Source organism: Streptomyces sp. NPDC103540, assembly GCF_055584445.1.
This window is the reverse complement of the sequence record NZ_JBVJMA010000002.1, coordinates 49,219-68,293: the sequence shown is the minus strand read 5'-3', so window position 1 is coordinate 68,293 and position 19,075 is coordinate 49,219. Positions and strand designations below refer to the sequence as shown.

21 protein-coding genes and 2 pseudogenes are annotated in these 19,075 nt (G+C 73.2%); 10 read left to right on the top strand and 13 right to left on the bottom strand.

The window, feature by feature from the left end; genetic code table 11:
* Positions 1 to 211 precede the first annotated feature (211 nt).
* Together ACZ6ZI_RS04950 and ACZ6ZI_RS04945 are read left to right on the top strand one after the other, a co-directional pair.
* The gene (locus tag ACZ6ZI_RS04950) at positions 212 to 538 is read left to right on the top strand and encodes a DUF6968 family protein (protein WP_469516052.1); all 327 of its coding nucleotides are present in this window, start codon (positions 212 to 214) and stop codon (positions 536 to 538) included.
* Positions 539 to 578: 40 nt separating this feature from the next.
* Positions 579 to 1,547, top strand: a complete 969-nt coding sequence (locus ACZ6ZI_RS04945; protein ID WP_469516049.1) for a TAXI family TRAP transporter solute-binding subunit — start codon at positions 579 to 581, stop codon at positions 1,545 to 1,547.
* Positions 1,548 to 1,624: 77 nt separating this feature from the next.
* Here ACZ6ZI_RS04945 and ACZ6ZI_RS04940 read toward each other — a convergent pair whose 3' ends face one another.
* The 6 genes and pseudogenes from ACZ6ZI_RS04940 to ACZ6ZI_RS04915 form a co-directional block, all read right to left on the bottom strand.
* Positions 1,625 to 3,079, bottom strand: coding sequence for a sensor histidine kinase (locus ACZ6ZI_RS04940; RefSeq protein WP_469516045.1), 1,455 nt, complete (start codon positions 3,077 to 3,079; stop codon positions 1,625 to 1,627).
* Positions 3,076 to 3,821, bottom strand: a pseudogene (locus ACZ6ZI_RS04935) (response regulator transcription factor). Before ACZ6ZI_RS04935 ends, ACZ6ZI_RS04940 begins: the two are co-directional and overlap by 4 nt.
* A gap of 99 nt (positions 3,822 to 3,920) precedes the next feature.
* Positions 3,921 to 5,318 carry an MFS transporter gene (locus tag ACZ6ZI_RS04930; protein WP_469516042.1) on the bottom strand — a complete coding sequence of 466 codons (1,398 nt, stop codon included), beginning with the start codon at positions 5,316 to 5,318 and terminating at the stop codon, positions 3,921 to 3,923.
* Positions 5,319 to 5,480: 162 nt separating this feature from the next.
* On the bottom strand, positions 5,481 to 6,320 hold the full coding sequence (locus ACZ6ZI_RS04925; RefSeq protein WP_469517620.1) for a class II glutamine amidotransferase: 840 nt from the start codon (positions 6,318 to 6,320) through the stop codon (positions 5,481 to 5,483).
* 106 nt (positions 6,321 to 6,426) lie between these two features.
* The gene (locus ACZ6ZI_RS04920; protein ID WP_469516039.1) at positions 6,427 to 6,750 is read right to left on the bottom strand and encodes a putative quinol monooxygenase; all 324 of its coding nucleotides are present in this window, start codon (positions 6,748 to 6,750) and stop codon (positions 6,427 to 6,429) included.
* Positions 6,751 to 6,851: 101 nt separating this feature from the next.
* Positions 6,852 to 7,508 carry a MerR family transcriptional regulator gene (locus ACZ6ZI_RS04915; RefSeq protein ID WP_469516035.1) on the bottom strand — a complete coding sequence of 219 codons (657 nt, stop codon included), beginning with the start codon at positions 7,506 to 7,508 and terminating at the stop codon, positions 6,852 to 6,854.
* Positions 7,509 to 7,653: 145 nt separating this feature from the next.
* Here ACZ6ZI_RS04915 and ACZ6ZI_RS04910 point away from each other — a divergent pair, with 145 nt between their 5' ends.
* The gene (locus tag ACZ6ZI_RS04910; RefSeq protein WP_469516032.1) at positions 7,654 to 9,036 is read left to right on the top strand and encodes a DUF3533 domain-containing protein; all 1,383 of its coding nucleotides are present in this window, start codon (positions 7,654 to 7,656) and stop codon (positions 9,034 to 9,036) included.
* 184 nt (positions 9,037 to 9,220) lie between these two features.
* Positions 9,221 to 9,586 (top strand): iron chaperone, encoded by a 366-nt coding sequence (locus ACZ6ZI_RS04905; protein WP_469516029.1) that lies wholly within the window; start codon positions 9,221 to 9,223, stop codon positions 9,584 to 9,586.
* Between the two features lie 81 nt (positions 9,587 to 9,667).
* Here ACZ6ZI_RS04905 and ACZ6ZI_RS04900 read toward each other — a convergent pair whose 3' ends face one another.
* The gene (locus tag ACZ6ZI_RS04900; RefSeq protein ID WP_469516027.1) at positions 9,668 to 10,042 is read right to left on the bottom strand and encodes an ArsR/SmtB family transcription factor; all 375 of its coding nucleotides are present in this window, start codon (positions 10,040 to 10,042) and stop codon (positions 9,668 to 9,670) included.
* Positions 10,043 to 10,133: 91 nt separating this feature from the next.
* Between ACZ6ZI_RS04900 and ACZ6ZI_RS04895 the strand changes: the two genes are divergently transcribed.
* From ACZ6ZI_RS04895 to ACZ6ZI_RS04885, 3 genes are all read left to right on the top strand, one after another.
* Positions 10,134 to 11,627 carry an MFS transporter gene (locus ACZ6ZI_RS04895; protein WP_469516024.1) on the top strand — a complete coding sequence of 498 codons (1,494 nt, stop codon included), beginning with the start codon at positions 10,134 to 10,136 and terminating at the stop codon, positions 11,625 to 11,627.
* On the top strand, positions 11,624 to 12,181 hold the full coding sequence (locus ACZ6ZI_RS04890; protein WP_469516021.1) for a DinB family protein: 558 nt from the start codon (positions 11,624 to 11,626) through the stop codon (positions 12,179 to 12,181). The genes ACZ6ZI_RS04895 and ACZ6ZI_RS04890 overlap by 4 nt, the downstream gene beginning before the upstream one ends.
* A gap of 130 nt (positions 12,182 to 12,311) precedes the next feature.
* Positions 12,312 to 12,785 carry an NUDIX hydrolase gene (locus ACZ6ZI_RS04885; protein ID WP_469516019.1) on the top strand — a complete coding sequence of 158 codons (474 nt, stop codon included), beginning with the start codon at positions 12,312 to 12,314 and terminating at the stop codon, positions 12,783 to 12,785.
* A gap of 121 nt (positions 12,786 to 12,906) precedes the next feature.
* Here ACZ6ZI_RS04885 and ACZ6ZI_RS04880 read toward each other — a convergent pair.
* A pseudogene (locus ACZ6ZI_RS04880) lies at positions 12,907 to 13,086 on the bottom strand (HTH domain-containing protein); the annotation flags it as partial.
* A 63-nt stretch (positions 13,087 to 13,149) separates the two neighbouring features.
* On the opposite strand from ACZ6ZI_RS04880, the gene ACZ6ZI_RS04875 reads away from it, so the two are divergent.
* Positions 13,150 to 14,304: an epoxide hydrolase family protein gene (locus ACZ6ZI_RS04875; protein WP_469516015.1), complete on the top strand. Its 1,155-nt coding sequence runs from the start codon at positions 13,150 to 13,152 to the stop codon at positions 14,302 to 14,304.
* Positions 14,305 to 14,341: 37 nt separating this feature from the next.
* On the opposite strand, the gene ACZ6ZI_RS04870 is transcribed toward ACZ6ZI_RS04875, so the two are convergent.
* Complete coding sequence (locus ACZ6ZI_RS04870) at positions 14,342 to 14,770, bottom strand: pyridoxamine 5'-phosphate oxidase family protein (protein ID WP_469516013.1); 429 nt, start codon at positions 14,768 to 14,770, stop codon at positions 14,342 to 14,344.
* A gap of 251 nt (positions 14,771 to 15,021) precedes the next feature.
* On the opposite strand from ACZ6ZI_RS04870, the gene ACZ6ZI_RS04865 reads away from it, so the two are divergent.
* Together ACZ6ZI_RS04865 and ACZ6ZI_RS04860 are read left to right on the top strand one after the other, a co-directional pair.
* Positions 15,022 to 15,612 carry a hypothetical protein gene (locus tag ACZ6ZI_RS04865; RefSeq protein ID WP_469516010.1) on the top strand — a complete coding sequence of 197 codons (591 nt, stop codon included), beginning with the start codon at positions 15,022 to 15,024 and terminating at the stop codon, positions 15,610 to 15,612.
* 127 nt (positions 15,613 to 15,739) lie between these two features.
* On the top strand, positions 15,740 to 15,979 hold the full coding sequence (locus ACZ6ZI_RS04860; RefSeq protein ID WP_469516007.1) for a hypothetical protein: 240 nt from the start codon (positions 15,740 to 15,742) through the stop codon (positions 15,977 to 15,979).
* 25 nt (positions 15,980 to 16,004) lie between these two features.
* On the opposite strand, the gene ACZ6ZI_RS04855 is transcribed toward ACZ6ZI_RS04860, so the two are convergent.
* The 4 genes from ACZ6ZI_RS04855 to ACZ6ZI_RS04840 all read right to left on the bottom strand — a co-directional run bounded on the left by ACZ6ZI_RS04855 (position 16,005) and on the right by ACZ6ZI_RS04840 (position 19,015).
* Complete coding sequence (locus ACZ6ZI_RS04855; RefSeq protein WP_469516005.1) at positions 16,005 to 16,436, bottom strand: PPOX class F420-dependent oxidoreductase; 432 nt, start codon at positions 16,434 to 16,436, stop codon at positions 16,005 to 16,007.
* A 79-nt stretch (positions 16,437 to 16,515) separates the two neighbouring features.
* On the bottom strand, positions 16,516 to 16,950 hold the full coding sequence (locus tag ACZ6ZI_RS04850) for a VOC family protein (RefSeq protein ID WP_469516002.1): 435 nt from the start codon (positions 16,948 to 16,950) through the stop codon (positions 16,516 to 16,518).
* Between the two features lie 98 nt (positions 16,951 to 17,048).
* On the bottom strand, positions 17,049 to 17,621 hold the full coding sequence (locus ACZ6ZI_RS04845; RefSeq protein WP_469515999.1) for a GNAT family N-acetyltransferase: 573 nt from the start codon (positions 17,619 to 17,621) through the stop codon (positions 17,049 to 17,051).
* 263 nt (positions 17,622 to 17,884) lie between these two features.
* A complete protein-coding gene (locus ACZ6ZI_RS04840; protein ID WP_469515996.1) occupies positions 17,885 to 19,015 on the bottom strand; it encodes an amidinotransferase in 1,131 nt (376 codons plus the stop codon).
* Positions 19,016 to 19,075: the final 60 nt, after the last annotated feature.

Sequence of the window (19,075 nt, the reverse complement as noted above, 5' to 3'; positions counted from 1 at the left end):
CGCGGGGCGACCACCACGAGCAGTATCGCCCGCGCGGACCCGCCCGGTCCCGGACGCCCGATCGGGACCGGGTCTCATACCGTCGGCCCCGCGCCGACGTACGGGGCGGACCTCCGCCCGTAAGGGGCGGCCACGTGGGCTTCGTCCTCGCGCCCCCTAGAGTGGCGAGGAGTCAGTGATCGTGGCAGACGCACCACAGGAGCGAGAACCCATGCCCGAAGCCCAGGACATCGGCGAGATCGTCGCCCGACGCGATCTGCGCGCCACCGCGCCCGACGGATCGTCGTTCCCCGTGTCGCTCCAGGTCGGTACGCCCCGCCCCGATCCGACCCCGGGCGGCGACTGGGTGTGCCCCTGCCGCGTCGAGGGGCTGGACGGATCCTCCGTGTCGGAGATCCACGGGGTCGACGGCCTCCAGGCCCTCGCCCTGGCCGTGGAGACCGTCAGGATCCGCCTGCGGCACCTCGCCGAGGCCGGGGACCTCACCTTCGTCTGGGGCGACGAGGCCGGCCTGAGCGCGGCCGAGGTCTCCCTCTGACGCCCGACGACCGGGCCGCGTCCCGTACCGGGGCGTCGCCGTGAACCGTGCGGGGACGGGCCGTCGCGCGGCCCTGGGCATCGGGCTCGCCGCCCTCGCCGGGGCGCTGTCCGGATGCTCCGACGGCGCGGCTCCCGGGCCGCCGTTGCGGCTGGCCACCGGGCCGGAGGGCGGCCCGTACAACGCCTTCGGGAAGGCCCTGGCCCGGGCCGTCGCCGCCTCCGGGCGGGGGGTGCGGCTGGAGCCCGTCACCACCGCCGCCAGTGTGGACAACCTGCGCCTGCTGCGCGAGGGCTCCGTCGAACTGGCCCTGGCCATGGCCGACGTGGCCGAGGACGCGGCCCTGGGCCGGGAGTCGTTCACGGCGCCCCTCACCACCCTGACGGCGCTGGCCCGCGTCTACGTGAACTACACCCACCTCCTCGTGCCGGCCGACGGCCCGGTGCGCGACGTCGGCGCCCTCGCCGGCCGTCCGGTGGCCGCCGGCGCGGCGGGATCCGGAGTCCAGGTGGTCGCCGGCCGGATCCTGCGCGACCCCGGGCGGGGCGGCGCCGAAGCCCCCCGGGAGCGGGCCCTGGGACTCGCCGAATCCGTCACCGCCCTGCGCGAGGGCTCCGTCGACGCGCTGTTCTGGGCCGGTGGCGTACCCACCCCGGCCCTCGCCGCACTGGCCCGCGAACGCCCCCTGAGGTTCCTTTCGTTGGACGACCGCGTCGGTCCGCTGCGGGAGCGCTACGGGCCCGTCTACAGCGCGGTCACCCTGCCCGCCGGGGTGTACGGGCCGGCGGAACCGGTGGGCACCGTCGGGGTCGGCAACTACCTCCTGGCCCGGAGCGACGTACCGGACGGTGCCGTCGGGGGGCTGCTGCGCGTGGTGTTCGACCGGTGGCGCGAGCTGATGGGCGAGGTCACGGCCGGGGCCCGGCTGGAGCCCCGGTTCGCCATCTCGACCGGGCGGGTGCCCCTGCACCCGGGCGCGGTCGCCCACTACCGCTCCGTGTACGACTGAGCCGCTGCCGCTGCCGCTGCCGCTGCCGCTGCCGCTGCCGTCGCCCCGCCCCGCCGGACGGCGGCGCCCGGTATCCCTCACAGGGGCGGCAGCCGCAGTTCGACGGACAGCCCGTGCGGTGCGACGGCTCCCGCGCTCAGGGTGCCGCCGCCGATCCGGGCGATCTCCTCGGCGATGGCCAGCCCCAGGCCGGTGCCCCGTACGTTCTGGTGTTCCGGCGCCCTGGCGAAACGCCGTGTCAACAGGGGGAGTTGCTCCGGTGCCACGCCCGGCCCGTCGTCCCGGACCCGGACGACCACCTCCCCGGACGCGGCGCGCGCGACGCACACCTCCACCCGCCCGCCGGGCGGCACGAACTTCACGGCGTTGTCGAGGAGGGCGTCCAGGACGCGCCCCACGGCATCGGGCAGCGCCCGCACCACCGGGTCCTCCGCGACCGGGCCGACCGCCAGTTCCAGTCCGGCGGCGTGGAACACCGGCTCCCAGGCCGCCACCCGTTCCCGTACCGCCCGTACGACGTCCTGCTCCCGCAGCTCGGCCGTGGCCGACTCCACCCGGGCGAGGGCCAACAGTCCGTCCAGCAGCTCCTCCAGCCGCTCCGCCTCCTCCAGGGCGCGGGCGTGCTCGCCGCGGCCCGGCCCCGGGGCGACGTACGGTTCGACGTTCTCCATCCGGAGCACCAGCGTGGCCAACGGGTTGCGCAACTGGTGGGAGGCGTCGGCGACGAAGTCGCGTTGGCGCCCGATGGATTCGGCGACGGCCCGCGCCATGCCGTCGAAGTGTCGCCGAAGTCGCCGGAGTTCGGGCGGACCGGTGTCGGCGTCCGTACGCGCCGCCCCGAAGCTCCCGGCGGCCAGCTCCTCCACGGCCCGGTCGAGTTCGAGCACGGGGCGCAGCAGCCAGCGGGCGATCCCGACGGCCACCAGGGCGGCGGCCGCGAAGGCGGCGAACGCCCCCGCGCAGAGCAGGCCCCAGCGCAGGGACACGTCCCCGCGGGCGGTGGCGGTGGGCAGGGTCAACAGCACCGCCCCGCTCACCCGCTCGTCCCGGCCCACCGGTTCGGCCAGCACGACCTCGCGCGGCCCCCAGGGCCGGATCGTCGGCAGCCGGTCGGTGGAGCGCCCGGTGAGGGCGCGGTCCCGGGCCTCGGCCACCGCATCGGACGGGGCCGCCCCACCCGTCGCTCCACCCGCCGGGCCACCCGTCGCCCCGCCCGTCGCCCCGCCCGCCGGGCCGGCGCCGTCACGGCCGTCGCCGCCCGCCCGCGCCAGCGGCGCGCCCGCCGTGTCGACGACGACCACCTCGGCCCCGTACAGCTGCGCGTACCGGTCGATCTCGCGGGACAGCTCGCAGCGATCGGCCCGGGTGCGCATCCGCTCGGCGAGGTCCGCGAACCGCACCGCCTCCGAGCGCCGTTGCAACAGCAGGTGTTCGGTCCGCCCGCGCGCGTAGGACTCGGCCAGCGGTACGCACAGCAGCAGCGTGGCCGTCCCCATGAGGACGAGCAGCACGGCGAGGAGCCTGCGCCTCACCGCGCCCCGCGCTCCGCGTCCCCGGCCGGGGGCCGCGGGCGGCCGAGGCGGTAGCCGAAGCCGCGCACCGTCCGCACCAGGTCGGGCCGGCCCGTCTTGGCGCGGATGCCCGCCACGTGGACGTCCAGGGAGCGGGAGCTGCCGAGGAAGGCGTCACCCCAGATCCGGTCCAGGATCTCCTCCCGGGAGCGCGCCTCGTCCGGCCGTACGGCCAGGAACGCCAGCACGTCGAACTCCCGCCGCGTCAAGGCGACCTCGCGTCCGGCCACGGTGACGGTACGGCCGCCGGATCCACCTCGACGTCCCCGCTGCACACGGTACGGGCCCTGCCCGGCCCGGAGCCCGCCGCGCCCGGACCGCCCACCGCGTCGCTCGCGGGGTCGGTGCGGCGGGCGGTGCGGCGGCGCACGGTGTCGATGCGGGCCATCAACTCGGCCATCCGGAACGGCTTGACGACGTAGTCGTCGGCGCCCGCCCGCAGGCCCTGCACGATGTCGCGCTCCTCGCACCGCGCGGTCACCACGATCAGCGGCGCGTCGCAGACGGTCCGCAGCCGGCGCAGCAGTTCGAGCCCGTCCAGGTCGGGCAGTCCGAGGTCCAGCAGGACGAACTGGGCCTCGCGCAGGTGCAGCAGGGCGTCCAGGGCGCGGTCGACGCGGCGCACGGTGTGGCCCCGTTGGGTGAGGGCGGTGCCCAGGGCCTGGGCCATGCGGTCGTCGTCCTCGACGAGAAGCGCGTGCACGGCCCGTCCCCCCTCGTCCCCGTCCCCGTACCGGGCGCCTCGCCCGGTGTTCCGGTGCGGCAGCCTACGGGAACGGCCGCACCGGTGGCGGGACGGAGGTCAGCGGGCCGCCTCCACGGCGCTCGCCGGCTCCCGCGGGTCGTGCCCGGCGTCCTGCTCGTCGGCCTCCGCCTCCGCGCGGCTGAGGGCGACGGCACGGGTGTCGGGCATCAGCACGTAGGTCACGAGGGAGACGAGCGCGCACCCCGACACGTACCAGAAGAACAGCTTCTCGTGGCCGCCGCTCTTGAACCACAGGGCGACGTACTCGGCCGTGCCGCCGAACAGCGCGTTGGCGACGGCGTAGGGCAGCGCCACCCCGAGGGCCCGCACCCGGGTCGGGAACAGCTCGGCCTTCACGGCGGCGTTGATCGAGGTGTAGCCGGTGACGATGACCAGGGCGAGCAGCGACAGCCCCAGCGCGGACCAGTACGAGGAGGCCGTCCCCAGGGCGGACATGATCGGGTAGGTGCCGACGGTGCACCCCACCGCGAACGTGATCAGCAGGGGGCGGCGGCCGATCCGGTCGGACAGCATCCCGGCGAAGGGCTGGAGCACGGCGAAGACCGCCAGTGCGGTGAAGCTGACCAGGGTGGCGGTGGTCTTGGCCATGCCGGCGCTGCCGACCAGGTACTTGGTGAGGTAGGTGGTGTAGGTGTAGTAGGCCACCGTGCCGCCGAGGGTCAGCGCCATGACCAGCCCGGCCTGCCGCCGGTGCTGCCACAGGACTTTGAGGGTGCCGCGCGCGCCGTCGTCGTCGGCGCCCTCCCGCGAGGACTCCTCGCGGAAGGCGTCGGTCTCCTGGAGGCGTCGGCGGATCCAGAAGACCACGACCGCGAACAACGCCCCGAGCAGGAACGGCACGCGCCAGCCCCAGCTCTCCAACTGGTCCGTGGTGAGCGTGTGTTGCATGGTGATGAGGATCCCCAGGCCCAGGAGCTGGCCGCAGGTCATGGACACGTACTGGAACGAGGAGCCGAGACCGCGCCGGTCGCGGGCGGAGGCCTCGGTGAGGTAGGTGGCGCTGGCCGCGTACTCGCCGCCGATGCTCAGGCCCTGGAGCAGACGGGCCAGGAGCAGTACCAGCGCGCCGAAGTAGCCGGCCTGACCGTACGTCGGGGCGACGGCGATCAGCAGGGCGGCCACCGACATCATGGTGACCGTGAGCGTGAGCGCGCTCTTGCGCCCGTGCCGGTCGGCTGCCCGTCCGAGGATCCAGCCGCCCACGGGACGCATGAGGAAGCCGACGGCGAAGATGCCCGCCGTGTTCATCAGCTGCGTCGTCGGATTGTCGCCGGGGAAGAAGGAGTCGGCGAAGTAGATCGCGAAGCTGGCGTAGACGAACCAGTCGTACCACTCGACGAGGTTGCCGAGCGACCCGCCGATCAGGGCGAGCCGGCGCCTCTTGCGGTCCTCTTCGGGGACCGGTGTCGCGGGCACGGCGGCGGACGAGGGCATGGCGCCTCCGGAGGGAAGTCCCCGGCAGGGGAGGGGGAGGGCCCCGGGGATGGGGGAGTGCCCAGAGCATGCGCCCGCCGACGCCGGCGGACAACGCGCGGCCCGCAGATCTTACGTCGCGTTAAGAAAGCGACCTCGCGGCGGCGGTCGGACCCCGCCGGTTCAGGGCGTGCTCACCTCGAACGGCAGGTAGTCGCACTCGGGAGCGGAGGGGATGACGGCGTAGCTCGCCTCCGGGAGCTCGTTCCAGACGCCCGGCAGGTTCCCCAGGGGTTCCGAGACCACGATGCGGGTGTCGTCGGAGACGTGGCGCAGGTAGTCGAGTTCCGGATACAGCTGACGGACGGTCTCGGCCTTGTTGCTGTAGAAGAGGCTGCGCGACTTCCCCTGGCTGGAGTACCGGAAGACCCACAGCCGCGCCCCGTCGCTGACGGCGACCGTCATCTGGAGCGGTTCGGCCACCCCGTGCACCTCGCCGAGCTCCTCCACGAAGCCGACCATGCGCCCCACCGCGCCCGGCACGTCCTGGTCGAGGCCGAACGTCACCGCGAGGTAGAACATCACCTCCGAGTCCGTCGACCCCTCCATCGAGGGGAAGAGAGCGGGGTCCACCGCCACGCACAGGTCACGCTGGAGCCGGTTGAAGTCCGCGATGGCTCCGTTGTGCATCCACAGCCACCGTCCGTGGCGGAAGGGATGGCAGTTGGTCTGCTGGACCGCCGAACCCGTGGAGGCGCGCACGTGCGCCAGGAACAGGGGGGAGCGCACGTGCGCCGCCAGCTCCCGCAGGTTCCGGTTGTTCCAGGCGGGCCCGACGTCGCGGAACACCGCGGGGGTGCCGTCGCCGTCCGCGCTGTACCAGCCGACGCCGAAGCCGTCGCCGTTGGTGGCCTCCAGCCCCATCCGGGCGTGCAGGCTCTGGTTGATCAGCGAGTGTTCCGGTCGGTAGAGCAGAGTGTCGAGGAGCACGGGTGAGCCGTGGTAGGCCAGCCAGCGGCACATGAGCACCATCTCCTTCGTGCTCCTTCGTGGCTCTTTCGAGGCTAACCCCGGGCGACCTCCCCGGCAGAACCACTCGGTCGGCCACCGGCCGGCAGCCGGTCGGCGCTCAGTCGACCTGCAGTTCGCCCATCCGGCTCCAGCCGGTCGCGCCCTCGATGGTGGTGCTGACGATCTCGGGCGTGCGCGTGACCAGGGGCCGCATGGTCTCCAGCGCGGCGCGGAAGTGCTCGGAGGTCACGTGCGCCTCGGCGGCGTCGTCCCGGAAGGCCTCGACCAGTACGTAGGTGTCCGGCTCCTCCAGGCTGCGGGACCACTCGAACCACAGGTTCCCGGGCTCGGCGCGGGTCGCGGCGGTGAAGGGAGCGACCTTCTCGGGCCACTGGTCGACGTATTCGGGCTTGACGGAGAATTTCACCACAATGAAGATCATTCGTGCATTGTACGCAGCCGCCGGGCCGGGGCCCCGGTCGGTCGGACCGGCCGTCCGCACCGGCCGACCGGGACGTCGTGACCGGGACGTCGTGACCGGGATCAGGCGGGGGCGCCGCCCGCGATGCGGCGTCGGACCTGGTCCTCCTGGGCGAGGCGGCGCAGCAGCTCGAAGACCGGCGCGCAGATCGCGAACACGATGACCGCCCGCTCGGCCAGGGCCACGGGATCCTCCAGGCCGGCCGCCCGCTCCAGGTCCAGGCGGGCCACCGACTCGGCGAGCCGGGCGTACGCGGCCAGCTCGCCGGGGGCGTAGGGCGCGTCGAGGCGCCGCAGCTCCCTCAGCGCGGTCGTGAGCCCCCGCACGTGGGGCGAGGTGCCGGGGGCCTGCCAGTCCAGGGCGGTGAGCAGGTCCGCCACCTCGGCGCCGGCGGCCGCGTCGGCCTCGGCCTCCTCCTCGGGGTCGTCGGAGGGCTGGGCCGTCACCGGAACCGGAAGGGAGTAGCTGACCGCCCCGAGCGCGCCCTCGGAGGTGCGGGCCTGGTCGACGGCTCCGAGCACCTCGCGCGTGGCGGCGATGGACAGCCCGCCGAGGGTGGTCAGCGCCTTGATCAGCCGCAGCCGGTCCGCGTGCTCCTCCCCGTACTCGGCGAGGGTCGCCGCCGTGGCGCGCCCGGCCGGCAACAGGCCCTCCCGGCGGAAGTACTTGATGCTGGCGACCGGTACGCCGGTGCGCCGGCTGAGCTCCGAGATCTTCATGCCGCTTCCCTGCTGGTCGCGCGTCCGACGTCCGTCGACGTCCGCCGTCGTCGGCGATTGGACACCTCCACAAGATACTGCCACTATCCAGTAGCTGGATACCTTCAGTATCCAGCTACTGGAACGCAGCCGCACCGGAGAGTCGATGCCTCACCCCACGCCCCCCTCCGTGCTCCGCCGACCCCAGCTGTGGATCGGTACGGGCCTCATAGCCGCAGTGGTGTCGATGATGTTCGCCCTGCTCTACGTGGGCGGCAACGTCAACCCCAGAGGGAACCTGCGCGACCTGCCCGTGGCCGTGGTCAACAGCGACAGGGGCGCCGACACGGGTGGCCGGCACGTCAACTTCGGCGACCAGGTCGTCGAGGGCGTGCGCAACGCCGCCAAGGACGACAAGAGCATCGACTGGCAGGTCGTGAGCCGCGCGGAGGCCGACAAGCGCCTCGGTCAGGGCAAGCTCTTCGGCGCCCTCGTCATCCCCGAGGACTTCACCGCCACGATCGGCGGCCTCACCGCCCCGCCGGCCGCCGGGCAGGGCAAGGCCACCCCACCGACCCTGACCGTGTTGACCAACCAGGCCGCCGGCAGCATCGGCTCCTCGATGTCCTCCCAGGCCGCCCAGAAGGCCGCCCACGCCGCCTCGGAGCGGATCGGCCAGGAACTCCTGAAGCGGGCCGGCGCGCAGCAGACCCCGCTCCCCGCCGCCGCGCAGCTGAAGCTGGCCGACCCGGTGACCGTGACCGTCGCCGACGGCCACCCCGTGGGGTCCCGCAGCGCCATGGGCCTGAGCGCCTTCTACTACGCCCTCGTCCTAGTCGTCTGCGGCCTGCTCGGCGCCAACCTCGTGAACTCGCAGGTCGACACCGCGCTCGGCTACCTGCACGCCGACTTCGGCCCCATCCGCAAGCGCGAACCCGTCCAGCACACCAGCCGCGTCCGCACCCTGGCCATCGGCATGACCCTCATGCTCGGACTGTCGCTGGTCATGGGCACCCTGGTCGAGGTCTCCACCGTCGCCATCCTCGACATGGACGCCTCCCACCTCGGCCTGCTGTGGCTCTACTCGGTCGCCACCATCGCCGTCGTCGGCATCGGCGGCCTGGCCCTCTTCGCCGCCTTCGGCACCCCGGGCATGCTGGTGGCCACCATCGTCTTCATCGCGATGGCGGTCCCCTCCTCCGGTGCCACCGTGCCCCTCCAGGCCCTGCCCGGGTTCTTCCGCGGCCTCGCCGAGTTCGAGCCGCTGCGCCAGATCACCGAGGGCCTGCGCTCGCTGCTGTACTACGGCGCCCAGGCCGACGCGGGACTGACCCGCGCCTGGATCTCGATGGGCGTCGCCCTGGTGGCCGCCCTGGTCTTCGGCTTCGCCGTCGCCCGCCTCTACGACCGCCGGGGGCTGCACCGCATCCCGCGCTCCGGTGCCGAAGCGCAGGCCCCCGAGGCCGCCGGAGCCGTCGAGGCCTCCGAGGCCGTCGAGGCCGCGGACTCCGAGCCGTCCGCCGAGGCCGTGGCGCCCGCCAAGGCCTGAGCGCGGCGCCCGCCCCGGACGTCTCGACACCGCAGACCGCCCGCCCCGCCCCTCACGGGGCGCGGGGCGGGCGGTCCGTCGTTCGTGGCCCGTCGTTCGCGGTCCGTCGTTCGCAGGCCCTCACGGCCCGGCCGGAAGGTCGGACCGGCGGGCGGGGAGGGGGCGGGCTCGGTAGGCTCGCGGCGTGGCGCGCAGCGAAGCGGAAGACGTGGACGGATACCTCGCGGAGCTGCCGGAGCCCCGGCGGCGGGTCCTCGGGAGGTTGCGGGACCTGTGCCGCGCGGAACTGCCCGGCTTCACCGAGGCGATGGCGTACGGCATGCCGGTCTACGAACGGGACGGCGCGGCCGAGATCGCCTTCGCCAGTCAGAAGCAGTACGTCTCCTTCCACCTCATGCGCGGCGACGTCCGCGACGCCTTCGCGCAGCGGTTGGCCGGACAGGACATGGGCAAGGGCTGCCTGCGCTTCAGGAATCCCGAGCGGATCGACTTCGACCTGGTGCGCGACCTCCTCAGGGCGACCGCCGCCGGGCCCGGCGCGGCCTGCTGACACGGGGCGGCCGGTGCGCCGCCGTGCGGTCGGTGCCCCGCCGTGTGGTCGGTGCGCCGCGCGGGGCCCGTCGTCCGACCGTCAGTCCTCCTCCGCTGGCGACCGGTCCCGGTCGGCGGGCGGTTCCTCGGCGCGCACCAGGTCGAGCAGGCCCGGGAAGCGCGCGTCGATCTCCCTCCTGCGCAGGGTCGCCGTCCGACTGTTGCCGTTGTCGATCATGCGCAGCAGGCCGGCCTCCCGCATCACCCTGAAGTGGTGCGAGGTCGTCGACTTGGACACCGGCAGCCGGAAGTAGGCGCAGGTGCGGGCGGTGTCCTCGGGTTCGACCAGGAAGCGGGCGATCACCGCGAAGCGCAGCGGGTCCGCGAGCGCGTGCAGGACCGTGCGCAGGTCCATCTCGTCGGTCCGGGGGTGGCCTTCGTCGTCGGGCACGGGTTCGTCCTTCGATCGGAGCATGGAGGTTCTACTTGCATCGTACCTCCGGGCCGTGTCAGAGTCAGGTTCGATCTTGCTCGAACCTAACCGTCTCCCAGGGGGTCCCTTCGCCATGCCCAAGCCCACGTCCAAGTCCCTCGCCGAGCGCACCTCGGGGTCCGGCGCGGGGACCGCGCGCCGGACCCCGTCGGCGCCCGAGCCGGCGCTGCTGCCCCTCGCCGTCATCCTGCTCGCGGTCTTCGTCGTCCCCATGTCCATCTCGGGAACCGCCGTCGCGCTGCCCGACATCGGTGCCGACACCGGATCCGGCGAGGCCCCGTTGCAGTGGGTGGTGAACGCCTTCAACGTCGCCTTCGCCTGCTGCACCCTCGTCTGGGGCTCGATCGCCGACATCGTCGGCCGGGTCAGGGCCTTCGCGGCCGGTGTCGCCGTCTACGCCGTCGCCTCCCTGGCGGGCGCGCTCGCTCCCGGCGTCCTGCTGTTGGACGCGACCCGCGCCCTGGCCGGCGTCGGCGGAGCCGCGGTCTTCTCCTGCGGCGTCGCGATCCTGTCCACGGTGTACGAGGGCCCGCGGCGCGCCAGGGCCTTCGCCCTGTTCGGCACCGTCGCGGGCGTGGGGATCGCGGTCGGGCCCTCCCTGTCCGGTGCTCTCCTCCAGACGGTCGGCTGGCGCTGGGTGTTCGCCCTGCACGCCGTCGCGCTGGGCGTCGTCCTGCTCGCCCTGCCGATCGTCGCGCGGGCCGTGCCCGCCACCGCGCCGGGCTCCGCGACCGTCGACGTTCCGGGCGCCGCAGTATTCGTCGCCGCCATGGTGCTCCTGACCACGGCCATCGTGCAGGGCTCGCAGTGGGGTTGGGGGAGTGCGGGGGTGCTCGGCCTGTTCGCCGGATCCGTTGCCGCGCTGATCGTCTTCGTCGCCGTCGAGAAGCGGCGCGCCCATCCCCTCCTCGACCTCGGCCTGCTGCGCGACCGCCGGTTCCTGGGGCTCTGCCTGGTGCCGGTCGCGGGATCCTTCGGCTTCGTCACGATGCTCACCTACCTGCCGAGCTACCTCACCACCGTGACCGGTCGCGGCAGCGGAGCCGCGGGGCTGCTGATGCTGCTGCTGACCGCCCCGATGCTGGTCTTCCCGCTGCTCGCCGCGAAGTTGGTGGCCCGGGGCGTTCCCGCCCTCGGCGTCATCCACGCGAGTCTCGCCGCCCTCGTCGTCGGCGTCCTCGGGCTCACCCTCTTCGGCCCCGAGGCCTCCGCGGCCGTCGTGGCCCTGCCGATGATCGTCACCGGGGCGGGCATGGCGCTGGGCGCGGGGCTGGTCGACGGGCAGGCCCTCGCGCTCGTCGACCCCGCGAAGGCGGGCATGGCCGCGGGCTTCCTCAACACCCTGAGGCTCGGCAGCGAGGCCGTCGCGGTGGCGCTGTACGGCTCCGTGCTCACCACCCTCACCGCATCGCGCTCCTACGACGCGGCGTTCCACACCCTGCTGTGGTGGCTCGCCGGGATCTGCCTGGCCCTGGGGGCGCTCGTGTTCGCCCTGACGGCACGTCGCGGTACGGGCGGGAATGAGGTGGCGCGACGTGCCCGCCGTCGACGATCATCCGGATCATGAACGACCGACCCGAACGATGGACCCAGGCCACGGTGTACCCCGACATGTGGACCGACCCGGCAGACGACCCCCGCGAGAGCGAGGAGTCCCCCGAGGGCGAACTCGCCACGCTCCAGGACTTCCTGACGAACTACCGCAAGACGCTGCTGATGAAGTGCCAGGGCCTGAACCCCGAACAACTGGCCCGCCGCTCCGTCCCCCCGTCGACGATGTCCCTCCTGGGCCTGGTGCGCCACCTCGCCGAGGTGGAACGCGACTGGCAGAGCTGGCTCGTCGACGGGGACCCGCTGCCCAAGCTGTACGGCGTGCGCGACGGCGACTTCGACGGCGCCGTCGCGGACCAGGCCGTGGTGGACGCCTCGTACGCCGACCTGGAGCGCGAGCAGGCCCTGACCGACGCCGCCCTCGCGGCGCACCCGGACCTGGGCGAGCGCGTGGGCAAGGACGGGATCTCGATCCGCGAGCTGCTGGTCCACCGGGTCGAGGAGTACGCCCGCCACTGCGGCCACGCCGACCTGCTGCGCGAGTGCGTCGACGGCAGGGTGGGCCAGTAGGGACCGCGCCGCCCGAGGGGCCCGCGCCGTCCGCCGCCATCGGAGATCATGGACCGGTGGCGGGCAACGGCAGGAGGCCCGGCGACGCGCGGATCCCGTTCGTCGCGGCGGCCGGACGGAAGGGGCGGGGATGAGTTTCCGGTTGGCGGCGTACGCCGTCTGCGTCAGGGGCGGCGAGGTGCTGCTGGCCCGGCACGTGCCGCCGAAGGGCGAACCCACCTGGACCCTGCCGGGCGGCGGGGTCGAACACGGCGAGGACCCCTTCGACGCGGTGGTCCGGGAGGTTGCCGAGGAAACCGGCTACGCGTCGGTCGTCGAACGACTGCTCGGCGTGGACTCCCGGGTGATCCCGGCGGCCGAGCGCCTGGTGCCCGGCGGATCCGAGCACCAGAACGTCGGCGTCTTCTACCGGGTCCGCGTCACCGGCGGCCGGCTGCGGCCCGAGCCGAACGGAGAGACGGCCGAGTCGGTCTGGACCCCGCTGCACGATGTCGCCGGCCTGCGGCGTTCCTCGCTGGTCGACGTCGGACTCGCCCTGGAGCGGACCCTTCCGGCGAGCGGTCACGTCGCCCCCGTCCCGGTCGGCGGCCTGATCCGGCACTGAGCGACGCCCCGGGCCGCCCTGCCCCGTCAGTCCCCGCCGCCTCGACGGGAATCCGACCCCGGCGCCGCGGTCCCGGCGGCCGGTGGTGTGGCGCGCGCGTAGCGGTCCGCGAGCCGACGCAGCCACCCGTGGCTCCGCGCATGGCGTCGACGGGGTAGCCCCGTTCGCGCAGCCGGTCGACGTCGTTGCGCACGGTCCGTCCGCTCACACCCAGGCGTTCGGCCGGCTCCGATCCGGGCCAGGAGCGCGGGGTCTGCAACAGGGACGGCAGGCGCGGCAATCGCGCGGAGGTTTCCGACATGGGACCGAGTCTCGGGGAATATCAGGAAGGCTGCGTGCCTATATCGAGCATAGTGTCTTGCCCATGGAGACCAGCAGCAGCACCGAAGCCCGGATCCACCCCTTCCGCGTCGACATCGCGCAGCAGGAGCTCGACGACCTGCGCGAGCGGCTCGCGCGCACCCGCTGGGGCGGTGAGGTCCCCGGTACCGGCTGGAGCCGGGGCGTGCCCACCGACTACCTCAAGGCCCTGGCCGCGTACTGGGCCGACGGCTTCGATTGGCGCGCGGCGGAGGCGGAACTCAACGCGTTCCCCCAGTTCACCACCGAGATCGACGGGCAGAACATCCACTTCCTGCACGTGCGTTCGCCGAAGGCCGACGCCGTCCCGCTGCTCCTGGTACACGACTGGCCCTGCTCGTTCGTGCAGTTCGTGGACGTCATCCGCCCGCTGGCGCGGGACTTCCACGTCATCGTGACCTCCACGCCCGGCACCGGTTTCTCCGGTCCGCTCTGGGAGGCAGGCTGGAACACGGGGCGCATCGCGAGTGCGTTCGTCGAGCTGATGAGCCGCCTCGGCTACGGGAGTTACGGGGTGCAGGGCACGGGCGGCGGGGCCTGGATCGTCGCCGAGATGGGCCGCCGGGCGCCCGACCGCGTCATCGGCGTCCACGTCAACGGTCTGATCACCTTCCCCTCCGGGGACCCCGCCGAATTCGAGGGGCTGACGGCCGCCGAGCAGGAGCGACTGGCGCGCCTGGAGGACTTCCGCCAGGACAAGATGGGCTTCAACGCCATCCAGTCCACCCGCCCGCAGACCCTCGCCTACGGGCTGCACGACTCGCCGGTGGGCCAGCTCGCCTGGATCGCCGAGAAGTTCAAGGAGTGGACGGACCCCGCCGCCGAACTCCCCGAGGACGCGGTGGGCCGTGACCGCCTGCTGACCAACATCAGCGTCTACTGGTTCAGCGGTACGGCCGGCTCCTCGGCGAACCTCTACTACGAGGCGGGCCACGACGCGGACGCCTGGGCCCCCAAGGAACGCGGCACCGTCCCGACCGGCGTCGCCGTCGCGCTGAAGACCGACGTCGCCATCCGCCGTTTCGCCGAGCGGGACCACAACGTCACGTACTGGAGCGAGCTGGAGCACGGCGGCAACTTCCTCGCCCTGGAGCAGCCGGAGGCGTTCGTCGCCGACGTCCGCGCCTTCTTCGCCACGCTGGTCCCGCTCGACGTCTGACGGCCGGGGCCGGCCGGGCGCCGGTTCAGACGCCGGTTCAGGCGCCGCCGAGGTCGGCCGAGAGCCAGTGCGCGGGGCGCATCCGGATCGTGAGCTGGGGGCCGTGCTCCCGCTCCGCGAGGCGGAGGAAGGGTTCCACCGCCGGGGGAGGGAGGTAGCGGGAGGCCATGTACCGCTTCTCCTCCTCGGTGGTCGGCTCGGTCGACACCACCGGGCCCTCCACCGACACGTAGCGCACGGTCGGCGCCACCCGGTCGACCATCAGGGAGAACCGGCCGGCCGCGGCGAGGGCGCGCGCCTTGGCGGAGTCGTGGCCGGTGGTGATCCACAGCTCGCCGCCCGGATCGTAGGCGTACCAGATGGGGACGGTCAGCGGGGCCCGTTCGGGTCGGGGGTCGGTGACGGCGAGCGCGCCGATGTGGGGCTCGGCCAGGAAGGACTGACGTTCGGCTTCGGACAGGGGCACGGTGCCTCCGGGGCGGGAGCGGACGGGTTGCCGGTCTGCTCGATCCTCCCGCCTTCCCCGTACGGGACCGCCGACCACCGGGTGCGACACGCGGGGACGGTGGTGCCGCGGTCGAGATCCGGCCGGCCGGCGCGGGCCCCATCCACCTCGTCCGGCACCCGTTTCACGATCTGCGCGAAACGGGCTGACAGCTCCCTTCGCGCATGGCAGTTTTGGGCCGTCAGCGCGCACGACGGAGGGGGACGCCACACATGCCCAAGTACGCCGAGAACGACGAGGACGCGAACCGGAGCCTCCTGGAGTACTGCGAGTCCATCGGCTTCGACCCCGAGTGGATCTCGTCCGACGCATGGGACACGACGATCCGGATCGCCCGGACCAAGGACAAGGGCTACGTCGAGGCCTACAAGGCCATCGACTCCGACCGCACGGACATGGTGAAGGCCGGCGCCCGCGAGGCCCGGAAGAAGAAGGTCGACAACGACGCCGCCAACCTCATCGGCAAGATCCAGACCCATTACTCCCTCAAGGACTCGCTCATCCTGACCATCCTCAAGCAGTGCGCGGCGACGTACGTGGGCGGGGAGCGCGTCAACCTCGGTCTCGGCGGCTCCGCGATGGACCCGGACGCGTACGAGGAACTGCGCACGGAGTGGAACCAGGCGGCGCCGCTCGCCACGGGCGGGGTCTTCACGGACTTCCACAGCTTCCCGCCGCAGGACAAGGCGGCCCTCGGCAAGGGCAACGTGGGCGGCAGCCTGGCCAAACGCGGGGTCCAGGGCAACCTGCTCGTGAAGGTCGGCGGGGTGCGGTTCAACATGCACATCGACATCGCCGACTAGCGGCCGGACCGGGCGGACCGGCCGGATCGGGCGTGGAGGGGGGATCGACAGCGGGCCGTTCCCCCCGCCGTACGCCCGGCCGACGCCGACGGTTCGGCCGCTCCGCCGGACGCGGGAGAATCCTCCCGTGAGCACACCATCGCAGTCCCCACGCGGCGTCGGACGCGGCGTCAACACCCTCATCCCGCAGAGCGCGGCCGATCAGGCCATGGCCGCGCTCACCGGGCTGGAGACCGTCCCCGTACACATCGGGCTCCTTCAGGCGGCGGCCCTGCTGTTGGAGGACGCCGCCCGGAGCGCCGCCGACGAGCCGGCGAGGAACGCCATGGCCAGGACGGCCGGAATGCTGCGCTCCGCCATGGGGTGACGGGGCTCCCGCGCCGGCCGGCCGATCAGCGCACCCGCTCGCCGTACACGCGCTCGACCCGCATCGTCATCAGGACCCGGCGGTCGGAGACCATCACGGCCCGGTACTCGTCCCAATCGGGGTGCTCCCCGGCGGCGGCGCGGTAGTACCGCACCAACTCCTCGACCTCGGGCCCGTGCGGGTCGGTGCCCGGACCGGTGAGGGTGACGGTGCCCTCCGCCGTCGCCCAGGACCAGCCGTCGGGGGCGGTGACCTCAAGGGCGGCCCGGGGGTCGCGCCGCAGGTTCGTCGTCTTCGCGCGTCCCTCCGTCATGGAGACGTAGAGGACGTCGGACTCCGGATCGTAGAAGGGCATGACGGGCGAGAGCTGCGGCCGTCCGTCCGATTTGATCGTCGCGAGCACACCGAGGCGGCTCTTCGCGAGCAGGGTGCGCGGGTCGTACGCGGTGGCGTTCATGTCCGGTACCAAGTCACCGCCGACGGGCGGCTATTCCCGCGCCGCTCCCGCGCCCCGGCACGGGGGAACGTGCCGGAGCCTACGGGGTGCCGAAGTCCGGGAGGGTGAGCGAGCCGTCCGGGGCCAGGGGGAAGCCCGGGTTGTGGGCGATCTCCCACAGGTGGCCGTCGGGATCGGCCAAACAGCCGGCGTAACCGCCGTACGAGGTGGCCCCGGCCGGTTTGGTGACCGTCCCGCCGGCCTGCCGCGCGGCGGCGAGCAGGGCGTCCACCTCCTGCGCGGACCGCGTGTTGTGGGCCAGGACGATCCCGCCGAACCCGCTGCCCCGTTCGGAGTCCAGACCGCAGTCCCGGGCCAGCCGGTCACGACCCCACAGCACCAGCGCGAGGCCGCCCGCCTGGAAGAACACCGTCTCCTCGACCTCCTGCCCCCGCCAGCCCAGGGCCTCGTAGAACCTCCGGGAGCGATCGAGGTCGGTGACACCCAGGGTGACCAGACTGAGGCGCTGTTCCATCTTCGGAAGCTACCACGGGGCCCGGGGCGGGACCGGGCGGTTCCCCCCCCGCCGGGCCGCGCCGGCCGCGGTGATGTCCGGGAACCGCGGCAGGGGCCTCAGCGCAGGTCGAGCCGCATGAGCACCCGCGGATGCCCGGCCAACACCGAGGTGGTGTCGGCCGCGTGGGTGAACCCGGCCCGTTCGAAGTTCCGCCGGATCCCCGCGTAGGCCATCGTCAGGTCGACCCGGGCGTCCCCGCTGTCGAGGGGGTACGCCTCGACGGCCGGAGCCCCCTGCGCGCGGGCGAAGTCGACCGCGCCGGCGATCAGGGCGTGGGTGATCCCCTTCTTGCGGTGCCCGGGGCGTACCCGCACGCACCACACGGACCAGACCGGCAGCTCGTCGACGTACGGGATCGTGCGGCTGCGCGCGAAGGAGGTCTGCGCGCGCGGCGCCACCGCGGCCCAACCGACGGGCACGTCCCCGTCGTAGGCGAGCACGCCCGGCGGGGGATCGCCGCCGCACAGGTCGGCGACGTACTCCCCGCGGGCCGGCCCCCGCAGCTCGTTGTTGAGCTTCGACGGCAGCCGGTAGCTCAGGCACCAGCACACGTTGGCCCCGGGCGACTTCGGTCCCAGCACGGCGCGGACGTCCTCGAAGACCGTGGCGGGGCGTACCTCGATGATCATGGCATCACCCTGTCACGGAGAACCGGCCGCCGTGACCGATTTCCGCAGGGTCGCGGAGGACGGGAGGCGACCTCCACGGCCCCTCCGCCGGCCCCGCGGAGCCGAGGGTGGCCCGCAGCGCCCTCCGCTGTCCTGCCGACCGGCCGGTCGCCGTGAACACCGGACCGTCCCGCTCCACCCGTACCGAGGCCTTCCGGTCCACGATCCGGTCCCGGTCCACCATGTCGCACCCTTCCGCCCACGCGCCGTCGATGCGGGGGAGGTCAGTCGAAGTACGTTTCGAGCGTGCCCCGACGGCGGACGTCGAGGGTGGCGCAGTGGAAGGAGCCGCCGAACGGCGCGTAGTGCAGGAGGTTGCCCGGGATCGGCTCGAACCCCCACCGCTCCAGGGCCCGCAGCATTCCGGTGTGGTGCCGCTCCGCGATGACCCGCTTCTCGTCGACCATCAGGACGTTCATGCTCAGCCACTTCCCGCACATGGAGGTGAGCTTGAGCAGCCGCTCGTCGATCGGATCGGGTTCGGGGGCGACGAGCACGTCCCAGGAGTCCAGGATCGCGGGCAGCCGGTCCACGTCCACGTACTCGGGGTTGACCAGCACTTTTCCGGGCGCCAGTACGAGGAAGGTGGTGTCGATGTGCATGGGGGTGCGGCAGCGGCTCTCGATCTCGTGGACGCGGTAGCCGGGACCGAGGTGCCGGCGCAGCCAGTCGAAGCCCATCCGGTTGGTGACGTTGCTGCGGGTCCCGAAGAGGTCGCGGCCGGCCCGGACGAAGTCGGCCGCGTCGAAGACCGGCTCGTACTCGGTCAGGATGTGGCGCATCGGCTCGCCGGGCCCGGGGACGGTGAAGTCCGGGTCGAACAGCTCGTCCGTGAGCTCGGGCTTGGGCGCGGAGGTCCACCGCGCGCCGCGCCGGAAGTAGTCCTTGAGGAGCGCGCGGTAGGAATGGGTCTCGAAGTAGCGGCACGGCCAGGCCATCGGCGTCTCGATGATCTCGTCGCCGACCACGAGGAGGCTGTCGCGCGGGCAGGTGTTGCAGAAGCCGCGGGAACTCCACGCGGGGGTGGCGAAGCGCTGCCTGTGGTCGACGGCGTCCGGCCGTCGGACCGTGACGCCGAGGGACCGCAGCAGGGCGACGAACCCGTCGAGTTCCTCCTGGGCCTGCCCGACGAGGGCGCGCGGATACCTGAACCCGGCGGCGACGCCCTGCATCCTCGCCGCCCACGGCGGGATGTTGCAGGTCACGACGGGGTGGCTGGAAGGGATCGTGGCTCCGTCCAGGCGGCCGACCACGACCTCCTCCAACGGGTCCCACTCGTTGTGCGAACTCACCGGCGAGACCGGTGAGAGCACGCTCTCGTCGGTGACGACCTCGGTGGGGGGCCGGAGCGGCATCAGGGGCCGCCCACCACCGGACCGCTGTCCATCGCCATGCGCGAACCACCTTCCGCGACG